Below are 22,288 nucleotides of genomic sequence, written 5' to 3' on the forward strand. Positions count from 1 at the left end.
ATATAAACAGGCCATAATAGGGAGTAATTTATAAACTTAAAAAATCGCCGCATTAATTTACTAAATTAATTTCATCCTTGCTTGTAGTTACACGGTTATAACTCTAAAATCCATACACTGTAATTATATACATATTTTAGGTTTATCTCCCCATGCTTTCTGACCAACTAAAAAAAACAATTAGGCAAGTACACCAGCATGTGGCTAGTAACCTTACTGATTACCGCCCACGCAGTAGCCAAAACTACCTTGTTGCCGAAATAGCAAAAACACTGGCTGGCGAATACCATAAAAAACAGCGAATATGTGTTATTGAGGCTGGCACAGGGACTGGTAAATCACTTGCTTATTGTTTGGGCGCGTTACCGCTTGCCCTTGCTCAAAAAAAGAAGCTGGTTATATCTACTGCTACCGTGGCCCTACAAGAGCAATTAATAGCAAAAGAGCTGCCTTTTTTTAAAAAACACTCAGGGCTCGACTTTAAGTTTGACCTAGTAAAAGGTAGGCAACGCTATATATGTGCCCATAAATTACATAACGCTGTTAATGGCGATAGCCAAACGCAAATGGAGTTTATCCCCACACTTACCTCGCCGCTAAGTGATATGGAAACTAAATGCTTAAAAGGTCTTTACGATGCCTATGTAAATAAAAAATGGCAAGGCGACAGAGATAGTTGGGCCGACACCATACCCGATAAAGTGTGGAACTTAATCGCATGCGATAAGCACGCTTGCCAGCGCCAAATGAAAGCCCATCAAACCTGCCCGTTTCAGCTTGCCCGTAATCAGCTTATGCAAATGGATGTGCTTGTTATTAACCACTCACTGCTACTGGCAGATTTGGATTTAGGGGGCGGTAAAATTTTACCCGAACCCGATAACACCATTTATGTAATAGATGAAGCGCACCACCTTGCGCATATTACCCGCGACTTTTCATCGGCAGCGGCCACTATTAAAGGCACCATTGATTGGCTCGATAAGCTCACCAAATTTAGTGGCAAAATGTCTAAGGTATTAGTGGGTCAAAAAGCCATTGGTCAAAATTTCAAATTGTGCGATAGCATCAACGATGCGAATAAAGACTTAAAAGTGGTGCGTGATATTCTTGATAATGCCGACTTTGAATACTCAAAAGACGACACATACCGTTTTGAGCATGGCGAAATACCAAAATCATTGCACAACAAAGCTAAAGATATAAGTGACGCCACACTAGATGCACTGCGTTGTTTAAATAAAATGCACGATACCCTCACTCAAGATGTAAGCGATGGCGATATAAAACCCTACGTTGCCGACCCTGTCTTAGCCGAAAGCGGACACTATATAAACCGCTTAGAGCAATTAAATAAGCTGTGGTATAGCTATGCAAATAAAGGCGAAGGCACACCTCACGCAAGGTGGATCAAACGTTTAGAATATAAAAACCATCACGATCACCTATTAAGTGATTGCCCTATCGAGGTTGGCTACTACTTAAAAGACAAACTATGGAATGAATGCGCAGGGGCGGTACTATGCTCGGCGACTTTAAGTGCTCTCGGTTCGTTTGACCACTTTGCCTATGAAAGCGGATTAGCAAAAGAAGAAGGCGTTAAATTTATTAAAGTGCCCTCTCCGTTTGATTACCCTAAACAAGCAACTTTGCGTATCCCGGTAAGTAAAATTGAGCCAACCGACAAAGCATTTAGTGACCATATAGCGCAAACTTTGCCTGAGTACTTAAATACAAAAAAAGCTAATTTGGTGTTGTTTGCCTCGTACTGGCAAATGGACCATGTGGCTAAGTTTCTTAGAACAAAAGGTTTTAACTTATTAGTGCAAGGCGAAATGTCGCGCGAGGCATTATTAAAAAAACACACCCAAAATATTGATAGCGGTAAAGGTAGTATTTTATTTGGTACGCAAAGCCTCTCAGAAGGGCTTGATTTACCTGGTAAATATTTAGAAAACTTAATAATTACAAAAATACCGTTTGCAGTACCTACATCACCAATAGAAGAAGCCCAAGCCGAATTTGTACAAAGTAAAGGCGGTAATCCGTTTTTGTCTATTACGGTGCCCGATGCAGCAAAGAAATTGGTACAAAGCTGTGGTAGACTGCTGCGAAAAGAGAGCGATGAAGGCCGTATAACTATTCTCGATAGACGCTTAATTACCAAGCGCTACGGCAAAGCCATGCTCGACACCTTACCACCTTTTAAAAGACAAATAGATTATTAATGTTTGAACTTGCTTTAGATCCCACAACATTGGCAGTTTTATGTGCCGCGGCCCTTGCTGCTGGCTTTATTGATGCAATTGCCGGCGGCGGTGGCTTATTAACAGTCCCTGCACTACTCACCGCAGGCTTGCCACCGCATGTAACGCTTGGCACCAACAAGCTTGCGGCAAGCTTTGGCTCATTAACGGCCAGCTACACGTATTATAAAAAAAATCTATTTAGTCCTAAATTTTGGGCAAACTCCATTTTTGCTACAGCCATAGGCGCTGTGATTGGTACGTTAATAGTCGATCACTTAAGTATTGAATTTTTAAATAAGCTTTTGCCTATCATTATTATTATGGTGGCCTGTTATAGCTTGTTTGGTAGTTTAAGCACCACACAGGGCGATGATTTACCAAAAGTAACACCAGTACTTAAACTAAAGCAGTGGTTGCAGGGCTTAGCATTAGGTTTTTTTGATGGCGTAGCAGGCCCAGGCGCCGGTACTTTTTGGACCGCATCTAATAGTTTATTTTATAAAATGAGCTTACTGCTTAACTGTGGTTTAGCCCGTTCAATGAACTTTGTATCTAACTTTATATCGCTTATTACCTTTGTGGCACTTGGTCATGTAAACTTTTTATTAGGCCTTATCATGGGCTTTTTTATTATGTTAGGTGCTTGGATTGGTGCTCACTCAGCCATTCGCTTTGGCGGTAAGTTTATTCGCCCTGTTTTTAACACTATGGTTATACTGCTAGCATTAAAACTGATTTACGAGGCTTATTTGTAAATGCAAACCCACGCGTTAGATAAATTACGCCAACAAGTTGCTACGCTTAAACAACAAGCTGAGCAATTTGATAGCGCAAAGTTGTTTTCTAAAAACCGCTATATGCAGGCGCAGCCTAGTTTATTTGACCGCGGCGTATTTAGTACTAAAAGCATGAACCTAACTGACTACGTAGCAGAAATTGAAGACGAAATTACCAGCTTACCACCAAGTGGTCACCGCCATGCTTATGCTTATGCACTCGAGCGCATAGGTAATCAAGTACAAGCTGTATTTAGTGTTATTAAATCGACCCCCATCTGGGCAAAAGAAAATAAAAGCCAGTACAAACCTAGGCCAAAAAATACGGTTTATAAGCAAGCCGTAAAAAAAATAATGCAATCGTCGCACGAGCTATACGACGAGCTTAAACAAAACCATGAGTTTGAACGACGCTTAGTGTTAATGATTGAAGAGCGTAAACTACAAATGGAAAAAGCCAGCCCAGCGCAAGCGCAAAAACTTAATATGGAAATTTTAACCACGCATGCGCGTTTAGGCCGTTGTCGTAAAGCTATTTCGGCCACCGAAGATAAAATTCAACAAGTCGAAAAACAACAATTACGCTAATGCAGCTTTTTTACCACCCGCTTTACAGTGATTTAACGCTTCCTGAGCGCCACCGTTTTCCTATTCAAAAATACCAAATGCTAAAAGCAGAAATAGAAGGTTTGGGCTTTGGGGCTACACAGTTTAGTACACCAACCAAAGCAACGCCCGAGCAGCTTGCACTGTGCCATAGCCAAGGCTACATAAATGATTTTTTAAACGCCACGCTCAGTAATAAAGCAATTAAAAAAATGGGTTTCCCGTATTCACGCGAATTAGTAGAGCGTACGCTACTTTCGGTTGGGGCAAGTATTCAAGGTAGCGAATACGCACTAAAACATGGTTTTTGCGCTAATTTAAGTGGTGGCTATCATCATGCATATAGCGATTACGGCAGTGGCTTTTGTATTTTTAACGACTTAGCTGTGGCTGGCGCGCATTTAATCAATACAAACCAAGCCGATACCATATTAATATTTGATTGTGATGTACACCAAGGCGATGGCACAGCACAAATTACGCAACATAATAACGCTATAGTTACTTGCTCTATTCACTGCGAGCAAAATTTTCCGCGCTTAAAGCAACACTCCGATTACGACTTCGCCCTACCTGCCAACACATCAGATACCGAGTACTTAATAACGTTAAAACAAGCCCTCGAATTTTGCGTGCGTATTCATAACCCCGACATTATTTTATATAACGCAGGGGCTGATATTTACGAAAAAGACGAGCTAGGGTTATTTAACGTATCGCTTGAAGGGGTTTATGCGCGCGATTATTTTATTGTTAACTACTGCAAAGCCCATAACATCCCTCTTATGTGCGCTTTAGGTGGCGGTTATCAGCGTAATTTAAATGCGTTAATTAATGTTCATAAACAACTATTTAAAGCTGCTATCGATTTATTTTAGTGCTTAGTATACACTCAAATAAACGGACTCTATAAAAGGCGCTAGCACGATGCGACTGCACGACGACATACATAACTTTTACGAAAAAATTGTGGTTGAAGAAATCATTAAACGTAAACTAGATAAAGTTTACAGTGAAGATGTAATGGCCGATTTTTGTTGCACGGTACTTAATCAATTGCCGCCACGTTATATTAGATACGATGTAGATATGGCCTTTTATTTACCACAAAGTGAACGTATTCACATGGAAGAGCGCGTACAAACCGCTATAGACGTTGCTATTAGCCAAATTTCAAAAAAGAAAGATTTAGATGACCAGCCCACTTGATAACGCCCCTACACATGTAAAACTGGCAGTAGATTTAATTATGCTTTTGGAGCAGCACGAGGTTGCTCCAGAGGATGTATTAAAAGCGCTCGAAATTGTAAAAAGTGACTTTGAACAAAAACAAGCCACCGCTTAGCATTACTCTTTTGTTTGCACTTCGTATTTAGTCACAGTGCCCTCGTGTTTGTTACAATCAATTTTAATCTCGCCAAACGTGCGTCTTGGGGTTGTTGAGCGACGGCACGTCATTTTTTGTGCTTTACTACCATATTGGCTTATGTACAACGCAACGGTTTCGTCTATTTTAAGCTGTTGCGCCGAACTGGCCGCGTTATAAAAGGTATTATATTGCGCCTGCCAACTTTCAACGCCAGCCTCTTTTGCAACGCCTAGCCACCCCATACCCATGTTAGTAGATTGTGTTAAGTACTGCCCTTTTAAAAACATAAACGACAATGTGTATTGCGCGCTTTTATAGCCAAGTGCTGCAGGGTCTTTTAGGTACATAAAAGCTTGTTTATAATCACCTTTTTTATACGCTTTTATGCCATTGTACTCATGTTTTTTCATGGTTATGTCATCGTATAAATTAATAGGCGTAGACCCACAGCCACTTAATAAACCCACTCCCATTATTGCTGTGATCAGTAAATATCGGCTCATGACTATTCCTTTTTTATTATTTTTATATGCGAGTACCGAATCTGGCTTACAGTTAATGCAAAGCCTGTTACTCTGTAAATTAATTTGTATAATTAAAATACTATCATGAGCTTAGCAAGTTTACTTCGGTTATTTTTTCTGGCTGCAATTTGGGGCGCGTCATTTTTATTTATGCGAATGGCAGCAAACAGCTTAGGCCCAGCAGTGTTAATAGAGTTTAGAGTTGGCTTTGCCGCACTCACCCTCTTTATTGTGGCGCTGTACTTAAAACGCCGCTTGGCGTTTACTAAGCACACAAAGCACTTTTTTATAATTGGCGCACTTAACTCCGCCCTACCCTTTTTACTGTTTGCTTATGCCGCGCAAACGATTAGCGCCTCTACTTTATCTATTTTAAATTCTACAACGCCCATATGGGGCGCGGTGGTGGGTATAATTTGGAGCAAAACCAAACCGACTAAAAGCATGGTGTTAGGTTTGCTGTTGGGTTTAATAGGCGTGGCAATTTTAGTTGGGCAAAATCATTTTGTATTGAATAGTCAGTCACTTATTGCTATTGCAGCAGCGCTAAGCGCCTCCCTGTGTTATGCCATTGCATCCCATTATACAAAAAATGCCCCAAAGCTTGCTCCGTTCGATAACGCACACGGCTCTATGTGGGCAGCCAGCTTTATAGTACTGCCCCTTATACTTTTTATGCCAATGCGCGAAGTACCTAGTACCAACGTTATGCTTAGCGTATTAGCACTTGGCGTGGTGTGTACCGCACTTGCTTATATTTTATTTTTTAAACTTATTGACGATATAGGCCCAACCTCAGCTTTAACGGTCACGTTTTTAATTCCGCTATTTGGCATTTTTTGGGGGCATTTAATTTTAGATGAGCAAATAGGGCCAAACACGTTACTCGGCGCATTATTTGTTATTGTGGGCACTATGTTGGTTACTGGTTTTTTACCACGAAAAAAGCACTTAGCTAAAGCAAGCTAAGTGCCTTAAATTTTATATGGCATTAAAGTTTAAACAAATTGTGGGTCTTTTGGCGCGTCGTGGCGGCGCGTTATATAAAGCACACAGTCGGTTTGTCTATTATTGCTATAGGCTCTTACGTGCTCAATAGGCACTGAAAAAGTATCACCTTGGTTAAGCGTTAATACTTCATCACCTAAGTCGATTGTTACGCTTCCTTGATGAACAAATATAACCTCTTCTTCAAAGCGAATATGAGGCGCAACCTGTGCATCAGGTTGTAACTTTAACGCAGAAATATTAAAGCCATGAGGCCAATTTAGTTGTGTTTGAATACATGTTTTGGCGTTTAAATTACCGACTAATGGCGCTTCATATACGCCATCAAACTGGCTAAGGTACGAGCGTTTATTCCAGTTAAAGTTGCTGGCTTTAACCACTGTTTGTGCCAGCTCTTCATCGGTTATTACTCTGTGCTGCGCTATTTGCTCTTGGCTGGTCACGGCCATTGGCTTTACGCCGTCGGGAATGGTTTCATTTAACGTGGTATCTACTAAGCTGCCATTTTCTAGCAAAATTAGTCCGTATTCTTTTGCCATATCAAATACTTGCGGAGCCCAAAGTACTCTACCTGGGTTATCACTTCCAAGTACCGCATATAAATAGCCTACGCCGTCACCAACATTTTCAAACCCTCTAAATATATCCATCGGGATCGAAATAATATCGCCTTCATTTAAAATTACCTTGGCATCTTTACCGTCAACACCAGTGTAAAAAGCCCACGTACCACTGTGTACTACAAAAATTTCTTCAGTTAAATGGCTATGCTGCGAATTTAAACACCCTGCAGGTTGGCGCGCACCACCAATATTAAACCCATGAGGAATAGAAATATGCACATGTTGATTTGGGTTTTCGGCAACGCCTGGGCCAATAATTGTAAAGTTTTCTTTTTGATCGCTCCCCGGCGAGCGTGTATCAATAAAGGCATTTTTACACGCAATTAAATCATCGTATCGTACTAACCTATCTGCAAATACACTCATTACTCTCTCCTAAATTGGTTACTGTGCGGTCCAACCGCCATCAATTTTAATACTTGTACCTGTGATCATTGCCGAAAGGCCGCTTAGTAAAAACACACAAGCATTGGCAATATCATCGGTTTGGGCAATTTTTTTCAGTGGGATCATGTCGTAAACAAACTGCTTAAACGTCGCATCTTCTAGCATGGGTTTGGTCATTGGGGTTTCTACAAAGGTGGGGGCTACGGTGTTCACGCGCACATTTTTATCGGCAAGTTCAACCGCCATTGCTTTGCTCAACCCCTCTACCGCATGTTTGCTCATGCAATACAAAGTACGTTTAGGTGAACCTACAAACCCCATTTGCGACGACATATTAACCACCGCCCCAGCGCCAGAATTTATTAGCGCTGGCAGTGCCGCTTGGCTAATTTTGTAAACGCTGCGAATATTCATCGCAATTACGTCATCAATATTTTCATCTGTTTGCTCAAGCATTGGCGCAACCCGATTTATACCAGCGTTATTTAACAGCCCATCAAGTGTTTTTAGCGCCTTTAAACGCTCAAAAAAAGCATCGCTATTTATATCTAGCGGCCAAATTTCTATTTGCTCAGGCGCGTATTTCTGTAATGTTTGTAAATCACTGAGGGTACGTGCTACTGCAATAACTTGAGCCCCTGCATCTACGCATTTTTCTACGCATGCTTTACCAATACCTTTGCCTGCACCTGTCACTAAAATGGTTTTACCCACTAAAAGCGTTTTATCAAATCCCATTTGTTCACCTAAATTCTATATTGCATTCGAAGTCATTATTAATTAGAGTGCAGTTAGATGCAAGACATTATTTAACCAATACGTCTCATCAAATGTGTATATAACAACGACTCACTAAGGACACTAGCAATGATAAAGCATTTAAAAAAGGGTCAACCAATTGACTCAAAACAAAAACAAAATCAATCAGTAAGAGATATTGTAGAGAATATTTTAGCGCATGTTGAAACCGAAGGTGACGCAGCCATTCGTGAGTACTCTGAAAAGTTCGACAACTGGACTCCGGAGTCTTTCAAACTTTCAGAAGACGAAATTAAAGCCTGCTATACACAACTTGATGAGCAATTAATTAACGATATTAAGTGGGCGCAAAGCCAAGTACGTAATTTTGCACAAATACAACGTGACTCAATGAAAGACGTAGAGGTAGAAACTCTTCCGGGCGTAACCCTTGGTCATAAACATATCGCTATGGATAGCGTAGGCTGTTATGTGCCAGGTGGTAAATACCCGCTATTAGCCTCTGCGCACATGAGCGTATTAACCGCTAAAGTAGCGGGTGTTAAACGCGTAATAGCCATGGCTCCACCGTTTAATGGCAAGCCATCACCTGAAATTGTAGTCGCGATGGATATGGCCGGTGCTGATGAAATTTATTGTTTAGGCGGCGTGCAAGCGGTAGCTGCAATGGCAATTGGTACACAAACTATTGCGCCGGTAGATATGATAGTTGGCCCAGGTAACGCGTTTGTGGCCGAAGCAAAACGTCAGCTATTTGGCCGTGTTGGTATTGATTTATTTGCCGGGCCTACCGAAACCCTCGTTATTGCCGATGACAGTGTAGATGGCGAGCTATGTGCGGCAGATTTACTCGGCCAAGCAGAGCACGGCCCGACTTCACCGGCTATTTTACTTACCAACTCAGAGCAACTAGCTAAAGATACAATCGCTGAGGTGCAAAGGCAGCTTACTATTTTACCCACTGCCGATATTGCAGGCGTAGCATGGGAAGATCACGGTGAAGTAATTGTATGTGACACCTACGAAGAAATGCTGCAAGTTGCTAACGACTTAGCGTTTGAACACGTGCAAGTGATGACCAGCAATACCGATTACTTTAAAGAGAACATGCAAAACTTTGGCGCTTTATTTTTAGGTCCGCAAACTAATGTTTCGTATGGTGATAAATGTATTGGTACAAATCATACACTACCCACAGGTAAAGCTGCGCGCTATACTGGCGGACTATGGGTAGGAAAATTCATAAAAACATGTACTTTTCAGCAAGTAACAGAGCAAGCCTCGGTGGTTGTTGGTGAGTATTGTTCACGATTATGTGCTGCAGAAGGGTTCGCAGGCCACAAAGAACAAGCAGACATTCGTGTAAGACGATATAGGAAGTAAATCTTGAAGCAAAAAAGAGTCACCTCATACGATGTTGCCCGTGTAGCGGGCGTATCGCAATCGGCGGTATCACGTGTTTTTAGACCTGGTTTTAGTGTGTCTAAAAAAACCCGTGAAAAAGTAATCGCAACGGCCAATGAAATGGGCTATCGCCCGAATGCTATTGCCCGTATGTTGATCACCAAGCAATCGGGTATGGTTGCGGTTATATTGTCATCGCAAGCAAACCTGAATTACCCAGAGGTGCTTTCTGAGCTAAACAGAGAGCTGGCACTGCACAATAAACGTGTGCTGCTCTTTACACTTGATAACGCAGAAGAGCTAGATGAATTACTCGAAAACATATGGACCTTTCAGGTTGATGGTGTAATTGCCCTAGCTGCTCACTTTGATAGTAAAAGCTTAAACTTATTTGCTAAACACAGTACGCCTATTGTGCTTTATAACCGCCATGTGCCTGAGTCGAATGCAAACACCGTTTGCTGTAATCACGACAAAGGCATTAAACAGTTAATTGATTTATTACACGAAGCTAACCATAAATCGTATTTAATTATCTCCGGCCCTACCGACTCAGATGTTGCAAACGAGCGCAGAGAAATAGCCGAAAATTATTTACAAACCCTAGGCGTTAAAGACACGCCGGTTATTTATGGTGATTATGGGTATAAATCGGCACGCGACGCACTTAAAAAATGGTTAAAAAAATACCCCAAGCCCGATGCCATAATATGCAGTAATGACGCTATGGCAATTGGCGTAATTGATGAACTAAAAGAAAACTTTTGCATTAAAGTGCCCGACGACATGTCGGTTGTAGGATTTGATGGTATTAATGCCTCCTCGTGGTACAACTATCAAATAACCACAGTACAACAGCCAATGAAACAGCTTACTAAAGCCGCTGTTGATATTTTAATGGAGCGCATTGAAAACCCTCAAGCGGCTGCAGAAGTTCGGGTATTTACTGGTTCATTAATTGAAGGGAACTCTATTAAAAAACGTTAAATTAAGGAATTTTTGTGGCCAAAAATCCTGTTTATATTTTACCTGGTACACTGTGTAATGACCGCATGTTTGCAGCGCAAATTAACGCACTGCAAAATGCAGGTTATGCACCGTGTGTAATACCCTTAACCGAGCAATCTAGCATTTTGCAAATGGTAGAACTTTGCAAAAAAGTTGCACAAGAGCCGGGCCCATTTATAGGTTTTTCCATGGGCGGAATTGTTGCGCTTGCCCTGTTAAAATCAAACCCTGAGCTTGTTACCTCCTTGTGTTTAATGTCGAGCAATTATTTAGCCGATAAACCTGAGCGTCCTGCAATTAGACTCAAACAAATTGAACACGCCAAAAGCACCAGTTTAAAAGACCTGCTTAAACGTGACTTTTTGCCGCACTACTTTTACCAACCAAGTAAAGCCCATGAAGAGACCGTACTTAGCATGGCAAACGATCTGGGTATTAACGCCTTTAGCGCCCAGCTGAGTGCACTTGCCACCCGCGAAGATACGTTAAGCGTAATAAAGCAAAGTACAAAAAAACTACTCATTATTGGGGGCGAGCATGACCCGTTATGCCCGGCAAGTGTTCAGCAAAGTATGCATGAAGCAGCGCCTAATAGTGACCTTGTACTGCTTGGTCATTGCGCTCACTTTGCCCCGCTTGAGCGAAGTAATACGGTAAACGCAATTTTATTAGACTGGTTGGAGTCTTTATCATGAATTTAAAGCAAAAGTTAAATGCAAAACAGCTACTGCTAGGTACCTTTATTAAAAGCACGCATTATCATAATACAGAAGTATTGGCTCACACTAACCTTGATGTTCTGTGCCTTGATGCAGAGCATGCGCCCTTTGATAGAGGCGATTTAGATAGCTGCATAATGGCAGCACGTACTAAAAATATGCCCACGCTTATACGTGTTAGTAATACAGACCACGCCACTTTATTAAGTAGCTTAGATATAGGCGCAGATGGCCTTGTGCTGCCGCATATAAAAACCCCCGAACAAGCAAAAGCAATTATTAAAAACTGCTTTTATGGCAATAACGGCCGAGGCTATGCCGGTTCAAGCCGCTTTGCTGGTTACACAACCCATGCCCTAACCGATAACCTAGCAAGCAATAAGTCATCAACCTGTATTATTGCGCAAATAGAAGATGCCGATGCACTGGATAACATAGAGCAACTGTGCCAAATAGATGAAATAGACTGCATTTTTATAGGCCGTATGGATTTAACCATTTCCCTTGGCGAAACCAACCCAAGTGCCCCTATTGTACTTGAGGCAGTCACTAAAATAGCCAAGGCAGCGGCTAAATATAATAAATGCTGTGGCATGTTTGTAGGTAATTTGAGCGAGCTGAGCCATTGGCAATCATTAGGCGTGAGCTTTTATTTATTAGGCTCAGATCACAGCTTTTTATTAAGCGGCGCTAAGCAATTGCGAGAGCAATTTGAAACAGCAACAGGAGCCCAAAACAATGAACATTCATAATAAAAATAAAGCGTTAATACACGACTTTAGACAGGCCCTGTATAACTTTGATATAAACGCCTTGCATACACAAATTAATACCGTGTTTAGCGATGACGCGCTCATTCAGCTGTGTTACCCGTTTGAAACACTTGCCAACCCTAATGCACTTATTGAGCAAGTTTATTTACCGCTTAGCGAGGCATTTGTAGGCTTAGAGCGCCGCGATACAATCGTTATGGGAGGTAGCTCAATTAACGACTCAGACTGGGTAGGTTGTTGCGGGTATTATACCGGTTCGTTTGAAAAGCCATGGCTTGATATCCCCCCTACTGGGCACCAAGTCAGCATGCGTTTTCATGAGTTTTACCGTATTAAAAATAACAAAGTGGTAGAAGTACAAGCTATTTGGGATATTCCCGAAGTAATGATGCAAGCTAATGTATGGCCGCTTTCGGTGAGCTTAGGTAAAGAGTGGCATGTACCAGGCCCTGCAACGCAAGATGGATTAATCACAAACGCATACAATGAAGAGCACGCAGCACAAAGCTTAAAACTGGTGGGCGACATGTGTGAGCACCTTGGTTTTTATGCCAAAGGCGGTATAGAGGCCATGAAGCTTGAGCAATTTTGGCACCCGCACTGTAGCTGGTATGGGCCAAGTACCATAGGCACTGCACGAGGTATAAAAGGGTTTAGAAACTGGCATCAAATTCCGTTTTTAAATGCCCTCCCAAACCGAGTAGGTGATGCAAGTAAAGGCTATTTATTTGCCGATGAAAACTATGTTGGCTTTACCGCATGGCCGGGTATGAGCATGACTATTAGTAATGATGGTTGGTTAGGTATTGCGCCCGCAAATCAGCAAATAACCATGCGTAGTCTCGACTTTTGGCGCGCCGAGAATAACTTAATTCGCGAAAACTGGGTGCTGATAGATATTCTTGATGTGTACCATCAAATTGGGGTAGATGTATTCGCACGCATGAAAGAGCTTACCAAAGCGCGCTATTTAAACTTTGCGCCCTAGGGCGTATAAACAAAAAAAGCTCTGTTAAACAGAGCTTTTTTATTACTTAAATAGACTATGCGCCAGGGTTCGCAATACTTTGCGTGCGCTTTAAAATATCTAGACCTTGTTGTTTTAACCAATAAGGAATATCAATAATGACCCAGTTTTCTACTAATTTATCGCCCTCGCGGTGATACACATCCACCACGCGCATATCTGCTGGGGTATTAGCACCTGGTAGGCCTAAAAAGCCCCCAATGGCCGTGTTAGTTAGGTTAGGCCAGCCAAAAAAGCAGGCAAACTCATCTTCAGCAAAACGGCAAATATGGCCGTTAAATACTTTACCCGTTAACCCTTCTCTAAACGGATACATATGCTGCTGCTGATAACGCTTAATTGTGTAAGTTGCGCCAATGCCTGCTGGGCCATACCACACCATGTTTTCGTCCCAGGTTTTACCAAGCACTTCGGGCGGGCACGTATCAACGCCACTTTTATTAAGCGCGGTTAGGTTATCAATCATTTGATTTACCAGCGCCATTGTTTTTTCGCTTTGCTCGTCGCTACTTTTACCCAAACGAATACCATCGTGCGTACGTGGCCCAGGATACGTAAAATATTGCCCGGTTGAGAGCGGCAGCGGGTTTAAACCTACTTGCATCATAAGGCCAATAATATCGACAAAAAAACCGGTCTGAATTATTTTTCCGTCTTTAACACAGTTAAATTCGGCATAGCGCAAAGTGGCAAGCTTATGGGTTGGCGCAATACCTAGCCAATCTTTATCAAATAAGCCCATAAAATGGCCCATGCTCATCACCCACTGGCCACCGTCGGCTTCGCTTTGCCCTGCAATAAAAATATCCTCACGGCGCTGCAGCGCACTAAACGAGCTAAATAATGGCTGCCAAACTTGGGCAATTACATCATTCGCACACTCAAGCTCATTAAACGGGTGCACCCCTTTAAAGCTGTATTCATTGGCCATAAACTCATTAAATACGGCTTGTAAATCATTGCCTTGTGCTTTTTCTAATGCAGTATGAAATTGACGAACTAGTTGTTTATCTTTAAGTATATCTGCCATGATTATTCCTCATTGTTTGCGCAGTCAAATTAATGTCTTCAAACCGCCGTTAAACACACTTTAACAAAATGTATTGCATTTAAAGAGTAATTAAAAGCCTGTGAATAGTAAGTTATAAATTGCTTTAAAATAATACTAATGAGAATTGACTTCGAAGTCAAAGTGATTCATGATGATTCAAAATAAAAAATACAAATAGGCTCTCAAGCCCGTAAAACCTAATCTAACAGGATTAATTATGAATGATTTTGGATTGTTGAATTGGAGCATTCTCATCGGGTACATAATTGCCAACCTAATACTTGGGTTTGTAATTAGTAAAAAGATCAGTAGTGCTAACGACTTTTACATAGGTCGAAAAACAACACCTTGGTGGGCTATTGGTATATCGGTTGTTGCTACTTATGTAAGTGCGCTCACCTTTTTAGGTGCGCCAGCGTGGTCTTACAAAGAGGGGCTCTCGGTTATTGCCATACACCTTAACTACCCACTGGTTATTGTGGCGGTGGTGTGTTTGTTTTTTCCGTTTTTTTACAACGCGGGTGTAGCCTCTATTTACGAATACCAAGAGCGCCGCTTTGGTAAAAAGGCCCGCTTACTTATCTCTACTATTTGGTTAATATCGCAAACTATGGGTTCAGCCGCAGTGCTGTATGCAACCTCCTTAGTATTGGCCTTTATTATTGATATAAATGTTATAACTGCGATATTTTTAGTTACCATAATCGCCCTTATTTATACCATGCTAGGTGGCATAACCGCCGTTATATGGACCGATGTAATTCAGTCAGCCATCTTATTTATAGGGGCTGGTATTATTATGTATGCCCTTATTACCTCTATGGATGGTTCATTTAGCTCAACACTGAGCGAGCTAAAAAGCCAAGGTAAATTAGACCCACTTAATTTTTCGCTCAACTTTACCCAAGTAACTACCGTGTGGTCTGGCGTGCTGGCTATGTCGCTGTATCACATTACGGTGTATGGCACTAACCAAATGATGGTGCAACGCACCCTTGCCGCTAAAAATATTGGCGATGCTAAAAAATCCTACTTACTAATGGGCTTTATCGCGTTCTTTATTTACTTGTTTTTTATATTTATGGGCGTGCTGTTTTATAGCTACTACGGCGGGCGCACTTTTGAAAACGACAACTTAATTATTTTACAGTTTGCAGCTGATTATGGCTTACCAGGGTTAATGGGCATTATTGCCGCGGCGGTAATGGCAGCATCTATGTCGAGCCTCGACTCAGCACTTAACTCACTTTCAACCATAAGTACTATCGATTTTTATAAAAAGTACTTTGCGCCTGAAAAAAACGACGCTCACTATTTAAATGTTACTCGCTTATTTACGCTAGGTTGGGCGGTGATCATTATTATTCCGGCCATTATGTATCACCTATACAGCGAAGGCTCAATTTTAGAAATACTCACTAAAGTAGGCTCGTACTTTGTAGGTGCTCAGCTTGGCATGTTTGCCCTTGGGTTTTTCTCTAAGCACACCACCGAAAAAGGCTTATTAATAGGCACCTTAGTGTCGTTTATTACCGTTGCTGTGTGCGCACTGTTTACCGACATTGCATGGCCATGGTACTGCGCCATAGGGGCAATAACCTGCCTTGTATTTAGCATTGCGTTAAGTATTGCATTTGATGGCTATCAAGAGGATTACAACGAATACACCATTAAAGGTCAGTTAAAAGCATTTAAAGATCAAAAACGTCCAGAAAAAGAAAACGGCTGGTACTTAATTCCGGGTAAGTTTGACTCAATCAATTACTGGTTACTTGGCTTTTTTGTACTGAGCTTTGCCTCTCTCATGTTATTTGAATATTTTGTGTAAGGTGAAAAAATGAATATTTTAGAACAACTTTTCGAAAACTTCAGCGCTGCAGAATTGCCAAATCAAGCATTGCTTGCAGACTCCGTTCAATGGCAGGTAAGCCACCCTTTTGAGCCTATTAGCACAAAGCAAAATGTGATTAATGATTACTTTGGCGTACTTAAACATTCGTTACCTGACATAGAGCGCAAACCGTTTATCTCTATCCAGGGCGACTACAAAGGTGAGCAATGGGTGTGTGCAACAGGGTATTTTACCGGCACATTTACACAGCCTTTATTGGGTATTCCTGCCAGCGGCAAAAGTGTGTTTATTCGCTACAGCGAAATGGCGCAAATAGAAAACAACCAAGTGGTTAATGTTTACACATTTTTAGATTTAATTGATGTAATGAACCAAGTAGGCGTAAACCCATTACGCCCAAGCTTAGGTTACCCAGGTTTAGTTATGCCCCCCACCACACTTGATGGCGTACCAACAGGTGATAAAAACGAAACGCTTAGCAAAACCAACGAGCAACTTGTAGTTGATATGCTCACAGAGCTTGGCCGCTATGACGGTAAAGACTTATACAGCATTAATTTAGAAAAATACTGGCACCCAGACTTTATTTGGTATGGCCCAGCAGGCATTGGGACAACCCGCGGAATTAGCGGCTTTAGAGAGCACCATCAAGGGCCGTTTTTAAAAGGCTTTCCTGATCGCGGTATTAATAAAACACTGTGTTTAGTAAGTCACGATAACTTTGTTGCTACCGGCGGCTGGCCTCACATGTATGGCACCCATACCGGTGAAGACTGGTTAGGTTTACCGCCTTCTGGCAATAAGCTGTTCCCGCGTGTCATGGACTTTTGGCGCTGCGAAAACGGCATATTAAAAGAAAACTGGGTCGCTATTGATATCCCTCATTTATTAGATGGAATGGGCATTGATATTTTTGAGCAAATGCAACGCAAAATAGCCGCAGCTAATTAAGAGGTGAGCATGAACAAACACAATAATATGACCCAACCTTACTGGTTGCCGTTATCGAGCGTGTTAAACCCGCAAGGTAACAAACAACAGCCTTTAATCGGTTTTGATGACGAGTTTGTTGATATTGTTGATTACATTTTGCGCATAACGCACCGTATTTGGGAGCAAAAAAACATTGGCTTATGCTATCGCTATTACGCCGATGTATGCCCTGTTTTTACCCTTGGCGCCTATGGCGAAAACATAGAAGATGTTATTCAAGGCACCCTTAAAACTATTGCCGCCTTCCCCGACAGAAGCCTAATTGGCGAAAACGTGGTGTTTTCAGAAGAAGCCAACGAGCACTATTACTCATCACATTTAATTAGCAGTGTAATGACCAACACAGGTAACTCTGAGTTTGGCCCAGCAACACATAAAACAGGGCGTGTTACAACCATTGCCGACTGCGTATGCTTTGAAAACAAAATAGTTAAAGAGTGGCTAGTGCGCGACAACGGCTTTTTAGTTAAGCAGCTTGGCTTAAACATTATTAATGTAGCCAAACACATGGCAAACATTCCGAGTAAAGAAAAACACACGCAGTGGCTAAACGACGAATTTAACCGTGTAATTACAATAGATCACCGCGTTGCAAGTACGCCTATTGTAGAGGGTGAGCTTGCGGCATTTGCCCATACTTGGTTAGACACGCTATTTAATCAAAAACAGTTTGCTAAAGTGCACGAATTTTACAGTTTAACGGCAACGCAGCAATGGCCTAGCGGCAGAATGGCCACCGGACTTGCACAAATTAATGGCGTATTTATACAATTTTTTGCAACCTGCCCCGACGCCAAATTAACGATTGATCATATAGCTATTACCCCATTTGACGAAACCACGACAGATGTAGCGATACGCTGGTCGCTAGCAGGCCACTTTAATCCGCAAAATAGCGAGCTAAGTGAGCTTAAACAGCAGCCTTACTTTATTTTAGGCGCATCGCATTTGCGTATTAAAAACAAAAAAATCATCGAAGAGATCACCGTTTTTGATGAAGTAGCACTTTATGCAAACTTATTTAAAGCACATGCATTAGTCAACAAATCACAGTGGGAGGAAAATGCATGATCAACGCTATTATCGATTTATACACTAAAGCCGACATTGAAGGTCTAAGCAGCAAGTTGCTTCGCAGTAGCCGTTGGCAGCAGCACCACTTTACCGCCATGGGCGCTTTGCAGGCGCAGCCTTTGTGGCTTAGCTTTTTAGCTCAATATGGTGTGTCTGAGTGTGTATCGCACACTCATAGTGTAGGCGCAGAACGTGAAACCCTACAGCTGGTTTTACAGCCTAAAAAGCTTAAAAACCCAGTGCGTTTAACGTTTGTAATAAAACACAACGGGACTTTTATTAAGTCAGTAAAATGTGTGGTTGATACGTTGTCGCTAGCCAATAACGAGTATGTAAATACAACGGTAAATAACAGCTCGGTTATTCCTAAACTACCAAAAAGTGACCCGATTATTGTTAGCGATTTAGATAACCAGCTGCACCCTACTACTTTTCATGCAACCCCCAGCGCTATTTGCGAGCTGCCCTCTCACACTGCTCGTACTTTAGATAACTGGTGGCAAATTTGGCAAACTAATAACTTGGCTCATTTTGAAACCCTTTATACTCCAAGCGCTACGGCTGTACTTGCAGGTAACACACAGCCACAACCTATTAGCGCGCTGCTTGATTGCCACTTAGATTTTACGCAATCGCTAAGCAGACGCTATGCTCAGCTAGAAACCGTTGAGTATGACAGTACGCAAAACCAAGCCACCCTATGCTGGACTCTCGATGGCAGCTTTAATGCTAAAAACGTACGTGTACGTCAGCAAATAATTAGTGTTATTAGCATCAGCGATAATCAAATAACCCACGAAGTAATGCAATTCGACACGCTGGCACTTAACCAGCAGTTTGCATTATAAGGTCACCTTTTCCACTTCCCTTGAAGCGCTCACTGAGCGCTTTTTTTATAGATGGCCTTTTAGCAACCTGTAATCATACTTAAGCAGTTTTTACCCTATTTATGACTCGCTTTTATAACTCAAAATAGCTCACTTAATTAAGCGAGTGGGTATTACTTATTAAAAAAATAACGCTTTAAAATAGTTAAAGGCAATAAATAAAGTATCAGCCTCGCCTTACTAAAGCCCGAGTATGCAACTCACAGCCAAGCCCCCCATTGTAAGTTACGCACTTATGGCTTAAATACACTTATGCATTTAGCAAACTTAAATTAAGGGCTGGTTAGAGGGGTTAAGCTTGCAATCTAAAGCCAATAAAAGCGCACTCAATAAATGCCAGTAAAGGTTGGGTAAATACAATAGTAAGGTTAAATAGCAGCTAACTGGAGCTAACTGGAGCTAACTGGAGCTAACTAACAAGCTTAAAATAAAAAAAGCCAGCTAATAAATAGCTGGCTGAAAGTAATGACCGTAGCGGCCATTTAGGAAATTCTAAAACTGATATTTTAAGCTTGCGCCCCACGTACGCGGATTGTTCCAGTTAGCTTGTACTGAGTTTGCAGGTAAGCCATCAACAATTTGTGAGTGCACTACACCACGAGTTAAAATCGCTTTATCACCAATGTTTTTAACGTACGCTTCTACTTGCACACTGTCGTTAATGTACCAAGTTAAACGTGCATCAGCCATAAAGTGCGCATCTACTTGCACCTCTGGGATGTTCGTATCAAACGCGTAGTAATCGTCTAAGTAATTTAGTTGAATGTACGGTACTAAGTACGAATCCCCCCCTAAGCTAAACTCATAACGAGCTGAAAAACCAACACTGTACTTAGGCGCCATAGCTGGGCTCCAGCCTTCAAAACTAAACTGACTAGAGCTGTCGTTTATATCTTGGCGGCCTTCTAAGTTACCTAATGCTAATAATGGGCGAAGCTGCTCATTACCTACTGCATAGCCATCAGCAAATTCGCTATCAAGCAGAGATAAAGTACCGGTTAGTGTTAGGTTATCAATTGGCACCCATTGAATATCGGCTTCTAGGCCCACAGTTTCTACATCGCCGCCGTTTTCGTAGTATTCAAAGGTGGTAGCAGTACCTGCGGCAACACACTCTAAAACAGTATCGCCAGTGGTTGTATCGTTACATGAGGTTGCAAATAACTGTGCTTTTACATCTTCGTATTCGTTCATAAATACCGAAAGATTTAAACGCATTGCGCCATCAAGCAAATAGCTTTTCATACCCATTTCGTAAGAGATAACATCTTCGTTATCGTAAAGTGGGTCAGCACCGCGAGCTACAACGCGCGAATCGTTTGCGCCACCGGTTCTGTAGCCTGTCGCTACACTTGCATACACCATAATATCGTTATTAATGTCGTACTCGGCAGCCGCTTTATAAAGTAGCGCAGAGTCATCCCAATCAGGAATTGTATCGCCGGTAAATGTTTTGTCGTCTTGGTTTACACGCAACCCACCTACCACGCGCAAATCTTCTGTTACTTGGTAGCGTAATTGCCCATACGCCGCAATAGATTTTGCCGTATGCGGGTCGTAATCCGGGTTCCCCCATGAAGGCACTACAACAGAATCTGACACACCATCGCCTGTGGTATCTGCATGCGATAACCAGCTCCAATCTGCTTCTTGGTCAAAGTAGTAAAGGCCACCAATCCACGAAAAATCACCCTCATCGTTAGATGAAAACTGCAGCTCAGATGAGAGTGTTTTTTGGTCATCCTCACGGCCAAAACCACCTACAAAATCAATGCCACCGTCGCTGTAGTCGTTATCGTAATATTGCTTACCACTAAGCGTTGAGTAGTTGGTGGTCCATTTAATATCAGCAAAATCGGTATACCATTCAAGTGCTAATGTGGTCGAAAAGCTTTCTTGCTTATCAAGTGAAAATCCATTGCGGTAAACATCATACGGGCCAAGGTCTTCGTGCTGCGCATCACTTGGCTGATAAATATGCCCCTCGGTTATTGTAGGCGTAGTGTTAAATACACCCGACCCCGGCGAGGTTTCTTCAATTTGGTAGCCCGCTATTTGTTGGTAACCCCAAATAGCTTCTGAGTTAGAGTCTTTACGCGAGTAATCAAAGCGTACTGTGGCATTAAACTTTTCGTTTGGCTCCCACTTAGTAACGTTACGCATATAAAACTGGTTTTTCTCGCGCAAGTCATCTGAAGGGCCTGGAACAACTAAATTATTGATATAACCATCGTGACGATCAGAGGCCACTACAAAACGGGTTGCCACGGTGTCGCTTACTGGAATATTTATAATTCCTTCGTAAGCGCTGCGGTTATAACTGCCTGTTTCAACTTTTATACTCCCCAGTAAATCGTCAAAAACAGGTTGATTAGTAATAATATTAATACTGCCCGCAAACGTGTTTCGGCCATATAACGTACCTTGCGGCCCGCGTAATACCTCAATGCGTTGAACATCCACCAGCGCGCCTAAGCCCGATGAGGTAGTCGGCACATAAATACCATCTTGAAATATACCTACAATTTGCTCAGCAATACCGGTGCCTGCTACACCTACTTCGTTGGTGCGAGCGCCACGCATAGCGGGTCTAACTTCACCACCCGAAGAGCCCATACGTAAGCCTGGTACCACTTGTTCAAGACCCGTAACATCAATAATACCAGCACGGGCAATGTCCCCTTCCCCTAATGCTGTTATTGATGATGATACTTCCTGTAGGTCTTGTGAGCGACGGTTTGCCGTTACCGCTATACGCTCTATCGCGGGCTCTGCGGTTTGTTCTTGCGCTTGTGCTTGTGCTGGCTCTTGCGCACCGTGTGCGTTCATTGTGGTTGCTGCAATAGCGGTGGTTACAGCAAAGTGAACGAGAGTCCGTGTAAATTCAGCTTTCATTATAGTTATTCTCCCCAGTATAAAACGTATTTAGTTCTCCCCAAACCTACATTTTCAATTATTACAGTAAACAAGTTGTATCAATTGAAAATGCATGGATCTAAAATAGACTTCGAAGTCAAAAAGATCAACAACTTTTTGCTCGAATAATAACCTTATCGAAATTAGCCTAAATAAAACAATGTATTAAAATGAAAATAAAGTGATTTCGAAACACAAAAAAAGCCAGTAATAATTTATTACTGGCTCTATGTAAGCGATTGTTTAATTTAAAATTTCAATGCTATATTTTAGCAAAATGCAC

The 22,288-nt window shown here is 41.9% G+C and carries 21 protein-coding genes; 16 read left to right on the plus strand and 5 right to left on the minus strand.

What is annotated here, in order from left to right; all coding sequences use genetic code 11:
* Window positions 1-152 precede the first annotated feature (152 nt).
* Genes dinG through rsmS form a run of 6 tightly spaced genes read left to right on the plus strand, consistent with a single transcriptional unit; the run spans window position 153 to window position 4,976 of the window.
* A complete protein-coding gene (gene dinG, locus SJY38_RS08895) occupies window positions 153-2,228 on the plus strand; it encodes an ATP-dependent DNA helicase DinG (RefSeq protein WP_377109627.1) in 2,076 nt (691 codons plus the stop codon).
* Complete coding sequence (locus SJY38_RS08900) at window positions 2,228-3,004, plus strand: TSUP family transporter (protein ID WP_096739873.1); 777 nt, start codon at window positions 2,228-2,230, stop codon at window positions 3,002-3,004. The genes dinG and SJY38_RS08900 overlap by 1 nt, the downstream gene beginning before the upstream one ends.
* The gene (locus tag SJY38_RS08905; RefSeq protein WP_377109628.1) at window positions 3,005-3,613 is read left to right on the plus strand and encodes a primosomal replication protein; all 609 of its coding nucleotides are present in this window, start codon (window positions 3,005-3,007) and stop codon (window positions 3,611-3,613) included.
* Window positions 3,613-4,509: a histone deacetylase gene (locus SJY38_RS08910; RefSeq protein WP_377109629.1), complete on the plus strand. Its 897-nt coding sequence runs from the start codon at window positions 3,613-3,615 to the stop codon at window positions 4,507-4,509. The genes SJY38_RS08905 and SJY38_RS08910 overlap by 1 nt, the downstream gene beginning before the upstream one ends.
* Before the next feature lie 49 nt (window positions 4,510-4,558).
* Window positions 4,559-4,840, plus strand: coding sequence for a late competence development ComFB family protein (locus SJY38_RS08915; RefSeq protein WP_004585951.1), 282 nt, complete (start codon window positions 4,559-4,561; stop codon window positions 4,838-4,840).
* Window positions 4,824-4,976: a pleiotropic regulatory protein RsmS gene (gene rsmS / locus SJY38_RS08920; protein WP_024033713.1), complete on the plus strand. Its 153-nt coding sequence runs from the start codon at window positions 4,824-4,826 to the stop codon at window positions 4,974-4,976. The genes SJY38_RS08915 and rsmS overlap by 17 nt, the downstream gene beginning before the upstream one ends.
* A gap of 2 nt (window positions 4,977-4,978) precedes the next feature.
* Here rsmS and SJY38_RS08925 read toward each other — a convergent pair whose 3' ends face one another.
* Window positions 4,979-5,503 (minus strand): sel1 repeat family protein, encoded by a 525-nt coding sequence (locus SJY38_RS08925; RefSeq protein ID WP_377109631.1) that lies wholly within the window; start codon window positions 5,501-5,503, stop codon window positions 4,979-4,981.
* Window positions 5,504-5,608: 105 nt separating this feature from the next.
* Here SJY38_RS08925 and SJY38_RS08930 point away from each other — a divergent pair, with 105 nt between their 5' ends.
* Window positions 5,609-6,493 carry a DMT family transporter gene (locus tag SJY38_RS08930; RefSeq protein WP_286741793.1) on the plus strand — a complete coding sequence of 295 codons (885 nt, stop codon included), beginning with the start codon at window positions 5,609-5,611 and terminating at the stop codon, window positions 6,491-6,493.
* Window positions 6,494-6,522: 29 nt separating this feature from the next.
* Here the strand turns inward: SJY38_RS08930 and SJY38_RS08935 are convergent, their stop codons facing one another.
* Together SJY38_RS08935 and SJY38_RS08940 are read right to left on the minus strand one after the other, a co-directional pair.
* Window positions 6,523-7,521, minus strand: a complete 999-nt coding sequence (locus SJY38_RS08935) for a cupin domain-containing protein (RefSeq protein ID WP_289053756.1) — start codon at window positions 7,519-7,521, stop codon at window positions 6,523-6,525.
* Window positions 7,522-7,539: 18 nt separating this feature from the next.
* Complete coding sequence (locus SJY38_RS08940; RefSeq protein WP_024033718.1) at window positions 7,540-8,280, minus strand: SDR family NAD(P)-dependent oxidoreductase; 741 nt, start codon at window positions 8,278-8,280, stop codon at window positions 7,540-7,542.
* A 129-nt stretch (window positions 8,281-8,409) separates the two neighbouring features.
* Between SJY38_RS08940 and hisD the strand changes: the two genes are divergently transcribed.
* From hisD to SJY38_RS08965, 5 genes are read left to right on the plus strand one after another with little or no spacing between them, the layout of a single operon-like run.
* Window positions 8,410-9,684, plus strand: a complete 1,275-nt coding sequence (hisD, locus tag SJY38_RS08945) for a histidinol dehydrogenase (RefSeq protein ID WP_024033719.1) — start codon at window positions 8,410-8,412, stop codon at window positions 9,682-9,684.
* Window positions 9,685-10,692: a LacI family DNA-binding transcriptional regulator gene (locus SJY38_RS08950; protein ID WP_286744578.1), complete on the plus strand. Its 1,008-nt coding sequence runs from the start codon at window positions 9,685-9,687 to the stop codon at window positions 10,690-10,692.
* A gap of 14 nt (window positions 10,693-10,706) precedes the next feature.
* Window positions 10,707-11,408 (plus strand): alpha/beta fold hydrolase, encoded by a 702-nt coding sequence (locus SJY38_RS08955; protein WP_286744573.1) that lies wholly within the window; start codon window positions 10,707-10,709, stop codon window positions 11,406-11,408.
* Complete coding sequence (locus tag SJY38_RS08960) at window positions 11,405-12,184, plus strand: HpcH/HpaI aldolase/citrate lyase family protein (RefSeq protein WP_029772148.1); 780 nt, start codon at window positions 11,405-11,407, stop codon at window positions 12,182-12,184. The genes SJY38_RS08955 and SJY38_RS08960 overlap by 4 nt, the downstream gene beginning before the upstream one ends.
* Complete coding sequence (locus SJY38_RS08965) at window positions 12,171-13,193, plus strand: ester cyclase (protein ID WP_286744568.1); 1,023 nt, start codon at window positions 12,171-12,173, stop codon at window positions 13,191-13,193. The genes SJY38_RS08960 and SJY38_RS08965 overlap by 14 nt, the downstream gene beginning before the upstream one ends.
* 55 nt (window positions 13,194-13,248) lie before the next feature.
* Here the strand turns inward: SJY38_RS08965 and SJY38_RS08970 are convergent, their stop codons facing one another.
* Window positions 13,249-14,262, minus strand: coding sequence for an ester cyclase (locus tag SJY38_RS08970; RefSeq protein WP_024033724.1), 1,014 nt, complete (start codon window positions 14,260-14,262; stop codon window positions 13,249-13,251).
* A 238-nt stretch (window positions 14,263-14,500) separates the two neighbouring features.
* Between SJY38_RS08970 and SJY38_RS08975 the strand changes: the two genes are divergently transcribed.
* From SJY38_RS08975 to SJY38_RS08990, 4 genes are read left to right on the plus strand one after another with little or no spacing between them, the layout of a single operon-like run.
* On the plus strand, window positions 14,501-16,111 hold the full coding sequence (locus SJY38_RS08975; RefSeq protein WP_377109632.1) for a sodium/solute symporter: 1,611 nt from the start codon (window positions 14,501-14,503) through the stop codon (window positions 16,109-16,111).
* 9 nt (window positions 16,112-16,120) lie between these two features.
* Window positions 16,121-17,086: an ester cyclase gene (locus tag SJY38_RS08980; RefSeq protein ID WP_054982244.1), complete on the plus strand. Its 966-nt coding sequence runs from the start codon at window positions 16,121-16,123 to the stop codon at window positions 17,084-17,086.
* Window positions 17,087-17,095: 9 nt separating this feature from the next.
* Complete coding sequence (locus tag SJY38_RS08985; protein ID WP_377109633.1) at window positions 17,096-18,199, plus strand: ester cyclase; 1,104 nt, start codon at window positions 17,096-17,098, stop codon at window positions 18,197-18,199.
* Window positions 18,196-19,050 carry a nuclear transport factor 2 family protein gene (locus SJY38_RS08990; RefSeq protein WP_024033728.1) on the plus strand — a complete coding sequence of 285 codons (855 nt, stop codon included), beginning with the start codon at window positions 18,196-18,198 and terminating at the stop codon, window positions 19,048-19,050. The genes SJY38_RS08985 and SJY38_RS08990 overlap by 4 nt, the downstream gene beginning before the upstream one ends.
* 531 nt (window positions 19,051-19,581) lie before the next feature.
* Here the strand turns inward: SJY38_RS08990 and SJY38_RS08995 are convergent.
* The gene (locus SJY38_RS08995) at window positions 19,582-21,984 is read right to left on the minus strand and encodes a TonB-dependent receptor (protein WP_377109634.1); all 2,403 of its coding nucleotides are present in this window, start codon (window positions 21,982-21,984) and stop codon (window positions 19,582-19,584) included.
* Window positions 21,985-22,288: the final 304 nt, after the last annotated feature.

The organism is Pseudoalteromonas sp. R86517, assembly GCF_042466295.1.
GTDB lineage: Bacteria > Pseudomonadota > Gammaproteobacteria > Enterobacterales > Alteromonadaceae > Pseudoalteromonas > Pseudoalteromonas atlantica.